The sequence below is a fragment of the Pseudomonas sp. NPDC087803 genome (assembly GCF_044742995.1).
Classification (GTDB): Bacteria; Pseudomonadota; Gammaproteobacteria; order Pseudomonadales; family Pseudomonadaceae; genus Aquipseudomonas.
Genome location: NZ_JBIUVO010000059.1, coordinates 622 through 13,395 on the forward strand (window position 1 = coordinate 622; position 12,774 = coordinate 13,395).

The following is a 12,774-nucleotide window of genomic DNA, read 5'->3' on the forward strand; positions in this document are numbered from 1 at the left end:
CCCCCCACCCCCCCCCCCCACCCCCAACCCCCCCCTCCCACCAACCCCCCCACCCAAACCCCCCCCACCCCCCCCTCCCACGCCCCCCCCACCCCCGCCCCGGCCAATGCGGCCGCGGGTTGCAGCAGCAACAGCAAAAAAGAACTGCCACCGGCCGAGCTGACCGACTTCAAAGAAGAAGTGGTTCTGCAAAAGCAGTGGAGCCGTTCGATCGGTGACGGTCAGGGCGAAACCTACAACATGCTGGTGCCGGCGATTGATGGTGACACCATCTATGCGGCCGACGTGACCGGCGTGCTGATGGCCATGGATCGCAGCAATGGCGACGTGAAGTGGAAAAAGGATCTTGAACTGCCTGTCTCCGGTGCCGTTGGCGTGGGTTACGGTCTGGTCACGATCGGTACCCTGAAAGGTGAAATCGTTGCGCTCGACGCCATCAACGGCGAAGAGAAGTGGCGCGCCCGGGTATCCAGCGAAGTCCTCGCGCCACCGGCCAACAACGGTGACGTCGTAGTGGTACAGACTCAGGACGATCGTCTGATCGGTCTGGACGCTGCCACTGGCGACCGTCGCTGGACCTACGACAGCACCCCTGCGGTACTGACCCTGCGCGGCACCAGCGCCCCCGTCGTGACCAACCGCCTCGCAGTGGCTGGCCTGTCGACCGGTAAAGTGGTTGCCCTTGACATTTCCAACGGCGTGCCGGTGTGGGAACAACGGGTCGCGATTCCAACCGGTCGTTCGGAACTGGAGCGCGTGGTCGACATCGACGGCGGTCTGCTGCTGTCCGGCGAAACCCTTTACGTCGCCAGCTATCAGGGTCGCGTTGCGGCACTGGATCTGCAGAGCGGTCGCCAACTGTGGCAGCGCGATGCATCGAGCTATGCCGGTGTTGCGCAAGGTTTCGGCAACGTCTACGTGAGCCTGTCTTCGGGCACCGTTGAAGGCGTGGACGAGCGTTCGACCACTGCACTGTGGAGCAACGATGCGCTGGCTCGCCGCCAGCTGTCGGCTCCGGAAGTGTTCTCCAGCTACGTAGCCGTCGGTGACCTGGAAGGTTACCTGCACCTGTTGAGCCAGGTGGACGGTCGTTTTGTGGGTCGTGAGCGTATCGACAGTGACGGCCTGCGTGCCCGTCCGCTGGTGGTGGGCAACACGATCTATGTGTATGGCAACAGCGGCAAACTGGAAGCCCTGACCATCAAGTAACAACTATGCTTGGGTTGATCCCAAGCGGCTTCACCTGTGGGGATGAATGTGGGAGCGAGCCTGCTCGCGAAGGACGTCGACGCTAATGTTTACGGCCTGAACAAACGCGGTGCCATTGCGTTTTTCGCGAGCAGGCTCGCTCTCACAGAAAGCTCCCACAGTGATGCCCCGAGCACCAGCCGCTGCCTCGCAGCGGCTTTTGTATTTTCTGAAATAACGAAGTGGAGAGCCGCATGGTTCCCGTAATCGCCCTGGTGGGCCGACCGAACGTCGGCAAATCCACCTTGTTCAACCGCCTGAGCAGGACTCGCGACGCCATCGTCGGCGACTTGTCCGGTCTGACCCGTGATCGCCAGTACGGTGAGGCCAAGTGGCAAGGGCGTTCCTACATTCTGATCGACACCGGCGGTATCTCCGGTGACGAACACGGTATGGACGAAAAAATGGCCGAGCAGTCGCTGCTGGCCATTGAAGAAGCGGATGTTGTGCTGTTCCTGGTAGATGCCAAGGCTGGTTTCACCGCCGCCGACCAGATGATCGCCGAACACTTGCGCAAGCGTAACAAGCGTTCTCACGTGGTCGCCAACAAGGTCGACAACATCGACCCGGAAATGGCCCGCGCTGAATTCGCCCCGCTGGGCATGGGCCACGCGATCCCGATCGCCGGTGCTCACGGCCGTGGTATCACTCAGCTGCTGGAAGCGGCACTGAGCGATTTCCCGCGTGACGAAGACGAGCCGCAGGAAGGCGAAGAGGAAGAGATCGTCGCCGAAGGCGAGGAAGCCAAGCGCATTCCTGGCCCGAGCGAAAAAGACGGGATCAAGATCGCCATCATTGGCCGTCCGAACGTCGGCAAGTCGACCCTGGTCAACCGCATGCTCGGTGAAGACCGGGTGATCGTCTACGACCAGCCCGGCACCACCCGCGACAGTATCTACATCCCGTTTGAGCGTAACGACGAGAAGTACACGCTGATCGACACCGCCGGTGTGCGCAAGCGCGGCAAGATCCACGAAGAAGTTGAAAAATTCTCCGTGGTCAAAACCCTGCAGGCGATCAAAGACGCCAACGTGGTGATCTTCGTGATGGACGCCCGCGAAGGTGTGGTCGATCACGACCTCAACCTGCTGGGCTTCGCCCTCGAAGCCGGTCGTGCGCTGGTGATCGCGATCAACAAGTGGGACGGCATGACCCCGAGCGAGCGCGACTATGTGAAGGTCGAGCTGCAACGTCGTCTGTTCTTCGTCGACTTTGCCGACATTCACTTCATCTCGGCGCTGCACGGCACGGGCGTAGGCAACCTCTACGCTTCGGTACAGAACTCGTTCAAGTCCGCGGTGACCCGCTGGCCGACCAGCCGCCTGACGCAGATTCTCGAAGACGCGGTCAGCGAGCACCAGCCGCCGATGGTCAACAGCCGCCGGATCAAGCTGCGTTACGCTCACCTGGGTGGCGCGAACCCGCCGATCATCGTGATTCACGGTAACCAGATCGAGAAAGTGCCGAAGTCGTATGTGCGCTATCTGGAGAACACTTATCGCCGTGTGCTGAAGCTGGTCGGTACGCCGATCCGCATCGAGTTCAAGGGCGGCGAGAACCCGTACGAAGGCAACAAGAACACGCTGACCGACCGCCAGGTCAACAAGAAGCGTCGCTTGATGTCGCACAACAAGAAAGCTAGCAAGAAGCGCCGCGACAAGAAGTGATCAAGGTTGATTGTTCCTACAATTGCGTGGGAACGCTCAACCGCTTCTGTAGGAGCTGGCGAAGCCTGCGATCTTTTGACTTTGCTTTGAAGGCAGGATCAAAAGATTGCAGCCTGCGGCAGCTCCTACCGGGTTCGGCGATAAAGAGGGTGCTCGGTTGAGCGCCCTTTTTTTATGGGCGCCGGATGGGCTATTCTCGGGCTCTCCCGCGCCGCCGTCAGAGCCGGGTGTAGAGCAGGGAACCCCTCGATGATCACCAGTAAGCTGCCGAATGTCGGCATCACTATTTTCACGCAGATGTCTCAGCTCGCGGCGCAGACCGGAGCCATCAACCTGTCCCAGGGTTTTCCTGATTTCGACGGCCCGCAATCCCTGCGTGACGCGGTCGGTCGGCATATCGCCAGCGGCCACAATCAATATTCACCGATGACCGGTCTGCCGGCGCTGCGTGAGCAGATCGCGGCGAAGATCGCGCGCAGCTATGGCGTGAAAGTCGATGCCGACAGCGAAGTGACCGTCACGCCGGGTGCGACCCAGGCGATCTTCTGTGCGATTCAGGCGGTTATCCACAGCGGCGACGAAGTCATCGTGTTCGACCCGTGCTACGACAGCTATGAGCCGGCGACGCAGTTGGCGGGCGGCCGCTGCGTGCATGTGCAACTGAACCCGAACGATTTCTCCATCGATTTCGACCAGCTCGCCGCGGCCCTCAGCCCGCGCACGAAAATGATCGTCATCAATACCCCGCACAACCCGAGCGGTGCACTGATCAGCCGTGCCGAGCTGGATCAACTGGCGGAGTTGATCCGTGGTCGCGACATCTACCTGATCAGCGACGAGGTGTACGAACACCTGGTGTTCGACGGCGTGCCGCATGTCAGCGTGCTGGCCCACGAAGAGCTGTATCAGCGTGCGTTCGTGGTCAGCTCGTTCGGCAAGACCTATCACGTCACGGGCTGGAAAACCGGCTACGTGGTTGCGCCACCGGCGCTCACCGCCGAGCTGCGCAAGGTGCATCAGTACGTCAGTTTCTGCGGGGTCACGCCGTTGCAATACGCCTTGGCCGATTACATGGCCGAACACCCGGAGCACGTGGAAGAGCTGCCGGGTTTCTATCAGGCCAAACGCGACCTGTTCTGCGATTTGCTGGCGCCGTCGCGCTTCACTTTCACCCGGGTGACCGGCACGTATTTCCAGTTGGTCGACTACTCGCAGATCCGCCCTGACTTGAACGACGTCGACATGGCGATCTGGATGACTCGGGAGCATGGCGTGGCGAGCATTCCGGTGTCGGTGTTCTACCAGAATCCACCGCAGGGCCAGCGCCTGGTGCGTCTGTGTTTTGCCAAACGCGAGGAGACGCTGCGCGAGGCAGCGGCAAAACTATGCGTGATCTGAGTGCATTACCCGATCTTCATCTGGCGCTGATCCAGACCAGCCTGGCCTGGCACGACCGTCAGGCCAACCTTGAGCACTTCGACGTGCTGCTGGAGCAGGCCCGCGGCGCCGACCTGATCATCCTGCCGGAGATGTTCACCACCGGTTTCTCCATGGAATCGGAAACCCTCGCCGAAGCCGAGCATGGCCCCACCAGCAAATGGATGAAGGCGCAGGCCGCGAAGCTCAATGCGGTGATCACCGGCAGCGTGATCATTCAGGCGGCGGACGGCAGCCATCGCAACCGCCTGCTGTGGGCGCGGCCGGACGGCGAAGTCTGGCATTACGACAAGCGCCACCTGTTCCGCATGGCGGGCGAACACAATCACTACACTCCCGGCGAACGTCAGGTGCAGTTCGAACTCAAGGGCTGGCGCATCCGGCCGCTGATTTGCTACGACTTGCGCTTCCCGGTGTGGAGTCGCGACGCACAGGACACCGATCTGCTGCTGTACACCGCCAACTGGCCGGGTGCACGGCGTCTGCACTGGAACCGTTTGTTGCCGGCGCGGGCGATTGAAAACCTGTGCTACGTGGCGGCGGTGAATCGCGTCGGCACCGACGGCAAGGGCTTTGCCTATACCGGCGACAGTCAGGTGCTGGATTTCCAGGGCGAGACGTTGCTGGCGGCGGGGGAGGCGGACGGCGTGTTCAAGGCTGTGCTGGAAGCTGCGCCACTGGCAGCGTATCGCGAGCGCTTTCCGGCGAATCTGGATGCGGATACCTTCGAGTTCACCTGAACAGCCAAAGATCGCAGCCTTCGGCAGCTCCTACATAGGGACGACGTACATCCTGTAGGAGCTGCCGAAGGCTGCGATCTTTTGATCTGAACAAAAAGGCCCCGGAGTTCACACTCCGGGGCCTTTCGCGTTTCAGCGGTAGATTACGCCGCTTTCGCTTCCGGCTGGCTCAACGAGCGGTTCAGCGCACTGAACACTTCGAGTTCACCTGAAAAGCCAAAGATCGCAGCCTTCGGCAGCTCCTACATAGGGACGACGTACATCCTGTAGGAGCTGCCGAAGGCTGCGATCTTTTGATCTTCAACAAAAAGGCCCCGGAGTTCACACCCCGGGGCCTTTTGCATGTCAGCGAAGGCTTAAGCCGCTTTCGCTTCCGGCTGGCTCAACGAGCGGTTCAGTGCACTGAACAGCGCCTTGAAGCTGGCGGTGGTGATGTTTTCATCAATGCCCACGCCGTGCACCGCACGCTCACCGTTCACACGCAACTCGATGTAGGCCGCGGCCTTGGCGTTGGTGCCTGCGCCGATCGCGTGTTCGTTGTAGTCCATGATCTCCACCGGAATCGGCAGGCCGGCCACCAGTGCTTCCAGCGCACCGTTGCCTTTGCCGCGCCAGTGCAGGTTGGTTTCGCCCTGACCCTTGCTCGCCACTTCCACTTCGACGGCGCTGTTGCCGTTTTCTTCCTGCAGGCGATGGCTGACCAGCGCGTACGGGGTGTTGGCTTGCAGGTATTCGCTGATCAACAGCGAGTGAATCTGCTTGGCGGTCATTTCCAGGCCGAGGCGATCGGTTTCACGCTGCACCACCTGGCTGAATTCGATCTGCATGCGACGCGGCAGGCTGATGCCGTATTCCTGTTCCAGCAAGTAGGCGATACCGCCCTTGCCCGACTGGCTGTTTACACGAATCACCGCCTCGTAGCTGCGGCCGATGTCGGCCGGGTCGATCGGCAGGTACGGCACTTCCCACAGGGTGTCCGGTTTCTGCTGGGCGAAGCCCTTTCGGATCGCGTCCTGGTGCGAGCCGGAGAATGCGGTGTGTACCAGGTCGCCGACGTACGGGTGACGCGGGTGCACCTGAATCTGGTTGCACTCTTCGACGACTTTGCGCACGCCGTCGATGTCGGAGAAGTCCAGTTCAGGATTGACGCCCTGGGTGTACATGTTCAGCGCGACGGTGACGAGGTCGACGTTACCGGTACGCTCGCCGTTGCCGAACAGGCAGCCTTCGACGCGATCCGCGCCGGCCATCAGGCCCAGCTCGGTGGCGGCGACGCCGGTGCCACGGTCGTTGTGGGTGTGCAGGCTGATGATCACGCTGTCACGACGGTTGATGTTGCGGCCGAACCATTCGATCTGGTCGGCGTAGACGTTCGGCGTCGCGCATTCAACGGTGGCCGGCAGGTTGAGAATCATCTTGTGCTCAGGTGTCGGGTTCCAGACCTCGATCACCGCGTCACAGACTTCCTTGGCGAATTCCAGCTCGGTGGCGCTGAAGGTTTCCGGGGAGTATTCGAAAGTCCACTCGGTGTCCGGCTGCATCGCCGCGTATTTGACGAACAGCTTGGCGGCGTTGACCGCGATGGCCTTGATGCCGTCCTTGTCCTGGTTGAAAACGATGCGCCGGAAAGACGGCGAGGTGGCGTTGTACAAGTGAACGATGGCTTTCTTCGCCCCGCGCAGGGATTCGAAGGTGCGCTCGATCAAGTCTTCACGGCCCTGGGTCAGCACCTGAATGGTGGTGTCGTCCGGGATGTGGCCTTCTTCGATCAGGGTGCGCACGAAGTCGAAGTCGGTTTGCGAAGCGGCCGGGAACGAGGCTTCGATTTCTTTCACGCCGACTTGTACGAGGGTTTTCCAGAAGCGCAGCTTCTTCACCGCGTCCATCGGCTCGATCAGCGACTGGTTGCCGTCACGCAGGTCGGAGCTGCACCAGATCGGCGCGGCGTCGATGGTTTTCGACGGCCAGGTGCGATCCGGCAGGTTGATGACGGGGAACGCGCGGTATTTCGAAGACGGGTCTTTGAGCATGCTCATCGGGAAAATCCTTATTGTCTGGGCCGAAAAGAGGCGGCCTGCCGGTGGAACGAATGTTCGGGAACAGCTTGGGACGAGGCGCAGCGATTCAGCCCGGCAGTCGTGCGCTGACGAGGCACAAACTACGGTGCTGGCGAAGCTGAATAAGGGTGTGAGAGGTTTTCATGTCTTCAACCCTAACCGCGAGGGGAGAGGATGGCAAGCAGTCGAAAAAAATTGAGAGGAATACTCGAAATACTGGATTTTGCAGAAATTTATTGCGTTTAAGTTGGCGATTCTTATTGATGTTTGCGTGAGGTTAGATTGGGGCGCAATTGATGTTGGTCGGGTGTCAGCGATGTTTTCGGATTGGATAGACCGCATTCGCGGGCAAGCCCGCTCCCACAGTGTCCGTGTCGTACACGAATATTATGTACACCCGAAAAACCTGTGGGAGCGGGCTTGCCCGCGAAGAGGCCCGTGGCCTCAACACCAAATTCAAGGTTGGAACGCACCAATGAAAATCGCCGGATCCACCCGCGCATCGTTCAGGCTGATGTTCCAGTGCATATGCGGCCCGGTGGCCCGGCCGGTCGAACCGACCTTGCCCACCACCGCGCCACGGGCCAATTGATCACCGACCTTCACGTCGATTTTCGACATGTGACAAAACATGCTGATAAAACCCTGGCCGTGATCGACAAACACCGTGTTGCCATTGAAAAAGTAGTTGCCGGTGAGGATCACTTTGCCCGCCGCCGGGGTCTTGATCGGCGTGCCGGCCGGCACCGCAAAGTCGAGGCCGGCGTGGGGGTTGCGCTCTTCACCATTGAAGAAACGGCGCACGCCGAACTTGCTCGACAGCGGCCCGTTGACCGGTTTGTCCAGCAGCAGATTGCTCGGTGTGTTCGGACTGAAACTGCGGTAAGCCTTGATCTGCTCGGCCAGCTCACCCTCGATGCGCTTGAGGTTGGCCGGGTTCGGATTGACCTGTTGGGTGTTCTTCAGGGTGATGTGCTGTTCCGGGTATTTCTTGTTGCCGACGGTGAACGGCAGATTACGTCCGCCGCTGCTGATCTGCTGACTGCCGGGTTTGACCGTCAGCGGCACACCGACAATCGCCAGCCAGTTATTCTGTTCTTTCACCACCAGCACCGGTTTGCCCTGATAGGTGGCTTTTGGCGCCTGCGCGGCGCTGCCCAGATCGACCACGGCCACACCGCCTGGCACCGGTTTGTTCAGCAGGCGGGTGATGTAGCTGTCAGCGTGGGCATTGAAAGTGGTCAGGCACAGCAACAATAACGGAGCAAAAAAACGCGGCATGGATCAGTCCAGTAAAGAGAGGGTGACAGGCGTCAGGTGGTTGTCCTCGACGCGCACTTGCAGTTCGCCTTCGCCCAGTCTGGCTTTCAGGCGCTGGCCGGTGTGGGTCTGCGCGGCACTACGGATCGCCTGACCGCGTTCATCCAGCAGAATGCTGTAACCGCGGCCAAGAGTCGCCAGCGGACTGACCACATGCAGCGTCTGCATCTGGCTGTGCAATTGCAGGCGGCGGCTTTTCAGACCTTCGCGCATGGCTCGCGGCAGGCGTTCGGCGAGGCTGTCGAGGCGCTGGCGCAGCATCGCCAGTTGGCGTCCCGGGTGTTGCCCGGCGAGGCGGGTTTCCAAGCGGATCAGGCGCTCGCGGCGAGTATTGAGCTGGCGTTCGAACGCGCGGCGCATGCGCATGTCCAGGTCATCCAGACGTTGCGCTTGCTGACGCAGGCGTTCGCCGGGGTGGCGCAGACGGCGGGCCATGCCTTCCAGGCGCAGACGATCGCGCATCAGCCGGTCACGCATGCGCATCACCAAACGCCGGTGCAGGCTTTCGACCTGACGGATCAGGTGACTCGAATCCGGGGCCAGCAATTCGGCGGCAGCGGAGGGCGTTGGGGCGCGCACGTCAGCCACGAAGTCACTGATCGACACGTCGGTTTCATGTCCGACCGCGCTGACGATCGGCGTCACGCAGGCATCGACCGCGCGGGCCACGGCTTCTTCGTTGAAGCACCAGAGGTCTTCCAGCGAACCGCCGCCACGGGCGAGGATCAGTGCGTCGAAACCACGGGCATCCGCCATTTTCAGCGCGCGGACGATTTGCGCCGTGGCTTCACGGCCCTGCACGGCAGTCGGAATCAGCGTCAGTTGCACCTGCGGCGCCCGGCGGCGGAACACGCTGATGATGTCGCGAATCACCGCGCCGGTCGGCGAGCTGATGATGCCGATGCGTTGCGGATGCGCCGGCAGCGGCACTTTGCGTTCGGCACTGAACAGGCCTTCGGCGCTGAGCTTTTCCTTCAGCGCATCGAAGGCCAGGCGCAGCGCGCCGTCACCGGCCGGCTCCACGGTATCGAGAATCAGCTGATAGTCGCCGCGCCCTTCGAACAGCGAGACCTTGCCGCGCACCTTGACGGCCAGACCGTCCTTCAGCGCCTGACGCACCCGTGCCGCATTATTGCGGAACAGCGCGCAACGCACCTGCGCACCGCTGTCCTTGAGGGTGAAATACACGTGGCCGGACGCCGGGCGGGCGAGGTTGGAGATTTCGCCTTCGACCCAGATGTTGCTGAACACGTCTTCGAGCAACACCCGCGCACGGCCGTTGAGCTGGCTGACGGTCAGGACTTCACGGTCCAGGCCAAGTCTTGCAAAGGGATCTTTAATCATGGGGCGCAGTTTAAAGCTAATTTCCGACGCAATACACGAATCCCTGTAGGAGCTGCCGAAGGCTGCGATCTTTTGATCTTTTTTTGGGAGAGCAAGATCAAAAGATCGCAGCCTTCGGCAGCTCCTACAGAGGGTGGGTGAACATATTGATGAAGTGTTGAACCAGTGGCGTGGGGTTCTGCCGGTAAGCGAGGGCGACGGTGCTTTGGCAATCGGGATCGCTCAGCGGCAGAAATCGTACGCCGCTGGGCGCGATGTCCTGCATCGACTCGGGCAGCAGGGCAATCCCGAATCCAGCCTGGATCAGCTGCAACTGCGTGGTCTTGCGCGACATCACTCGCGCGGCTTTGGGGAAAAAGCCCTGACGCATGCACAGGTCAGCGCACAAATAACTGAGTCCGCCGCGCTGCGGATGCGGAATGGAAATAAACGCTTCGTCCCGCAGTTGCGCCAGTTCGACAGCGGATGAAGCGGCCAACCGATGATCGTTCGGCACCGCCAGCAGCAAGCGCTCGGTGAACAACGGCACGACCTGAATGCCTTCGCGCTGACGCAACACCGGCAGACGCAACAGGCCAACGTCAAGACGCCCTTCAGCGAGTTCTTCCAGCTGCGCCTCGGAGGACAGCTTGCCGATGTCCAGCGACACGCCGTGCTGCTGCTCGAGATACGTGCTTATCCGGCGTAATAAATGTCCGCTGATCGACACGGTGCTGGAATGACTCAGACGCAACGTGCCGAGTTGACCGTTGCCGACCTCGGTGGCCATCGCGCTGGCCTTGCTCAGTTCATTGAGCAGGTTTCTGGCTCGGGGCAAAAACGCCTCACCCGCCGCGGTGAGCCGGGGCTGGCGTGCGGTGCGTTCGAACAGCGCGGTTTGCAGGCGGTTTTCCATGTCCTTGATCTGCCGGCTCAGGGCCGACTGCGCAATGAACAGCCGTTCGGCCGCAGCACTGAAGCTGCCGCACTCGGCGATTTCCACGAAGTAGCGCAGTTGTCGGGTAGAAAGCACCAGGTATGCCTTTTCGAGATGGGTGAGCGACTTTGATCATATTAGTCGCAAGGCCTGGTGCTGGCTAAAGTCATCACAGGCTTATAAAGGAAACGGACTGATGAGCGTGGCGGGGTTGTTGAGTGAGTGGACGTGGGGCGCGGGCGGCTGGGCGGTGATCGGGCTGGGGATTGCGCTGGCCTATATCGTCTTCGGGATCGCCGGGTTCGGTACGGCGCTGGTCGCTGGGCCGATTCTGATTCTGTTCATGCCGTTGTCGAAAATCGTGCCGCTGCTGGTGCTGCTGGATTTCGTCGCGGCGTTTGGCAATCTGCTGCCTTCGCGGCGGGATGTGGCGAAACCGGAGTTGTTGCGGCTGTTGCCGTGCATGGCGGTGGGATGCACGTTGGGGGTGATTTTCCTGCTCAACCTCAAATCCGATCTGTTGCTGCTGTTGATGGGGCTGTTTATCAGTGCCTACGCGATTTACAGCCTGGGGGTGAAAACCCGGCCGACGCAGTTGTCGGCCGGATGGGCGCTGCCGATGGGCACGGTGGGCGGGCTGTTTGGCGCGCTGTTTGGCAGTGGCGGCTTTTTGTATGCGATCTATCTCAATAGCCGTTTGCCGAAAGACCCGGCGCGGGCCACGCAAAGTGCGCTGATCAGTTGCAGCACGGTGGTGCGGTTGAGCCTGTTCGCCATCGCCGGGGTGTATGCCGAGCTACGCTTGTTGATGCTGGCGCTGTGTCTGTTGCCGGCCATGGCGCTGGGGTTGTGGATCGGGCGGCGGTTGACCATGCGCTTGTCGCGCGAGGCGTTTGTACGCTTGGTGACCTGGCTGGTGTTGGCGAGCGGGATTGCGTTGATCGGGCGCTACATTATTAGTATGGCGTGAGCACTTGACCGGATTCTGTCAGGGATTAAGCTGCCGGCCGCAATTCCTTTGTAGGAGTGAGCCTGCTCGCGATAGCGGTGTATCAGTTGATCTTGATGTGTCTGACCCACCGCTATCGCGAGCAGGCTCACTCCTACAGGGGTAAATCTCGGTATCTGCAGCAGGCTTGCACCATGAATTCGCAAAGCATCATCGTCCCGAAAATCTCCACCCTGCCGGTGCACGAACCCCGGGCGCGGGCGATCGTGCGCTGGCTGGTGCGCAAGAACATCGTCAAGGAAGAGCTGACCACCTGCGGTCGCACCGGCAATCGCATGGGCTTTGCCCTCGCCGATGGCGCACGCGCCGTGGTGTTGCACCCGGAGGCGCTGCCGTTTGGTGAACCGGTCAATGGTCTGGAGATCATTACCAAACGCTGCATCTACACCCCGGCCAAGGGCTTTCTCGAAGAGGCCGGTTGCGCCGAGTGCCGCCGCGAAGTCGGCGAAGCGCTGTTCGAAAGCCTGGAAGACTGGATGCCCGGGCGCACCGACAACTTCACCTGCCCGGAATGCGGGCATGAAGACGACATCAACGGCTTTCTGTACTTGCAGGAATGCGCGTTTTCCAACCTGGGTTTCATCTTCAACAACTGGCTGGAAGCAGGCTTCAAGCAGAGCTTTATCGACGAATTCGCCGATTGGCTCGATCAGTCTGTCAGTTGGGTAAAAGTCGAACTGTGAACCTGTAGGAGCTGCCGCAGGCTGCGATCTTTTGATCTTGATCTTGGAAAACAGAATCAAAAGATCGCAGCCTTCGGCAGCTCCTACAGAAAGCAGCGGGGCCGTACATCAATTAGGCTGAGTTTTACATTGAACAGCAGGGGGTGTCTGACTATAATGGCGCGCTTCCATTTTCCCGCTCGGGAGCCCCCGCGATGCTGCGTATCAGCCAAGAAGCTCTGACATTCGACGACATTCTCCTAGTGCCTGGTTATTCCGAGGTGCTTCCTAACGAAGTCAGTCTCAAGACCCGCGTTTGACGTGTCTTCGTTATTAAATTTACTGTTGTTTATGTCGTATTGGTTATTGTGATT

The 12,774-nt window shown here is 60.5% G+C and carries 9 protein-coding genes and 2 pseudogenes; 7 read left to right on the forward strand and 4 right to left on the reverse strand.

Annotated elements, in window-relative coordinates:
* Nucleotides 1-111 precede the first annotated feature (111 nt).
* The 4 genes and pseudogenes from bamB to ACIOUG_RS21935 form a co-directional block, all read left to right on the forward strand.
* Nucleotides 112-1,209, forward strand: a pseudogene (gene bamB / locus ACIOUG_RS21920) (outer membrane protein assembly factor BamB); the annotation flags it as partial.
* 233 nt (nucleotides 1,210-1,442) lie between these two features.
* A complete protein-coding gene (gene der / locus ACIOUG_RS21925; RefSeq protein WP_401068617.1) occupies nucleotides 1,443-2,915 on the forward strand; it encodes a ribosome biogenesis GTPase Der in 1,473 nt (490 codons plus the stop codon).
* A 249-nt stretch (nucleotides 2,916-3,164) separates the two neighbouring features.
* Nucleotides 3,165-4,313, forward strand: a complete 1,149-nt coding sequence (locus ACIOUG_RS21930; RefSeq protein WP_401068619.1) for a pyridoxal phosphate-dependent aminotransferase — start codon at nucleotides 3,165-3,167, stop codon at nucleotides 4,311-4,313.
* Nucleotides 4,301-5,092, forward strand: a complete 792-nt coding sequence (locus tag ACIOUG_RS21935) for an amidohydrolase (RefSeq protein WP_401068620.1) — start codon at nucleotides 4,301-4,303, stop codon at nucleotides 5,090-5,092. The genes ACIOUG_RS21930 and ACIOUG_RS21935 overlap by 13 nt, the downstream gene beginning before the upstream one ends.
* Before the next feature lie 356 nt (nucleotides 5,093-5,448).
* On the opposite strand, the gene leuA is transcribed toward ACIOUG_RS21935, so the two are convergent.
* The 4 genes from leuA to ACIOUG_RS21955 form a co-directional block, all read right to left on the reverse strand.
* The gene (leuA, locus tag ACIOUG_RS21940) at nucleotides 5,449-7,128 is read right to left on the reverse strand and encodes a 2-isopropylmalate synthase (RefSeq protein ID WP_401068622.1); all 1,680 of its coding nucleotides are present in this window, start codon (nucleotides 7,126-7,128) and stop codon (nucleotides 5,449-5,451) included.
* Nucleotides 7,129-7,605: 477 nt separating this feature from the next.
* Nucleotides 7,606-8,430, reverse strand: coding sequence for a peptidoglycan DD-metalloendopeptidase family protein (locus ACIOUG_RS21945; RefSeq protein ID WP_007964447.1), 825 nt, complete (start codon nucleotides 8,428-8,430; stop codon nucleotides 7,606-7,608).
* A gap of 3 nt (nucleotides 8,431-8,433) precedes the next feature.
* Nucleotides 8,434-9,813: an exodeoxyribonuclease VII large subunit gene (xseA, locus tag ACIOUG_RS21950; RefSeq protein WP_401068623.1), complete on the reverse strand. Its 1,380-nt coding sequence runs from the start codon at nucleotides 9,811-9,813 to the stop codon at nucleotides 8,434-8,436.
* A gap of 124 nt (nucleotides 9,814-9,937) precedes the next feature.
* Nucleotides 9,938-10,825 carry a LysR family transcriptional regulator gene (locus ACIOUG_RS21955; protein WP_401068625.1) on the reverse strand — a complete coding sequence of 296 codons (888 nt, stop codon included), beginning with the start codon at nucleotides 10,823-10,825 and terminating at the stop codon, nucleotides 9,938-9,940.
* 100 nt (nucleotides 10,826-10,925) lie between these two features.
* On the opposite strand from ACIOUG_RS21955, the gene ACIOUG_RS21960 reads away from it, so the two are divergent.
* The 3 genes and pseudogenes from ACIOUG_RS21960 to ACIOUG_RS21970 form a co-directional block, all read left to right on the forward strand.
* On the forward strand, nucleotides 10,926-11,699 hold the full coding sequence (locus tag ACIOUG_RS21960; protein WP_401068626.1) for a sulfite exporter TauE/SafE family protein: 774 nt from the start codon (nucleotides 10,926-10,928) through the stop codon (nucleotides 11,697-11,699).
* A gap of 173 nt (nucleotides 11,700-11,872) precedes the next feature.
* Nucleotides 11,873-12,421 carry a sugar ABC transporter ATPase gene (locus ACIOUG_RS21965; RefSeq protein ID WP_401068627.1) on the forward strand — a complete coding sequence of 183 codons (549 nt, stop codon included), beginning with the start codon at nucleotides 11,873-11,875 and terminating at the stop codon, nucleotides 12,419-12,421.
* Nucleotides 12,422-12,615: 194 nt separating this feature from the next.
* Nucleotides 12,616-12,774: pseudogene (locus ACIOUG_RS21970) on the forward strand (IMP dehydrogenase); the annotation flags it as partial.

Excerpts from the sequence above, each read along its gene's own strand:
- ACIOUG_RS21960 (WP_401068626.1), top strand. The coding sequence starts at position 10,926 with ATGAGCGTGGCGGGGTTGTTGAGTGAGTGGACGTGGGGCGCGGGCGGC.
- xseA (WP_401068623.1), bottom strand. The coding sequence starts at position 9,813 with ATGATTAAAGATCCCTTTGCAAGACTTGGCCTGGACCGTGAAGTCCTG.
- ACIOUG_RS21930 (WP_401068619.1), top strand. The coding sequence starts at position 3,165 with ATGATCACCAGTAAGCTGCCGAATGTCGGCATCACTATTTTCACGCAG.
- ACIOUG_RS21945 (WP_007964447.1), bottom strand. The coding sequence starts at position 8,430 with ATGCCGCGTTTTTTTGCTCCGTTATTGTTGCTGTGCCTGACCACTTTC.
- leuA (WP_401068622.1), bottom strand. The coding sequence starts at position 7,128 with ATGAGCATGCTCAAAGACCCGTCTTCGAAATACCGCGCGTTCCCCGTC.
- der (WP_401068617.1), top strand. The coding sequence starts at position 1,443 with ATGGTTCCCGTAATCGCCCTGGTGGGCCGACCGAACGTCGGCAAATCC.
- ACIOUG_RS21965 (WP_401068627.1), top strand. The coding sequence starts at position 11,873 with ATGAATTCGCAAAGCATCATCGTCCCGAAAATCTCCACCCTGCCGGTG.
- ACIOUG_RS21935 (WP_401068620.1), top strand. The coding sequence starts at position 4,301 with ATGCGTGATCTGAGTGCATTACCCGATCTTCATCTGGCGCTGATCCAG.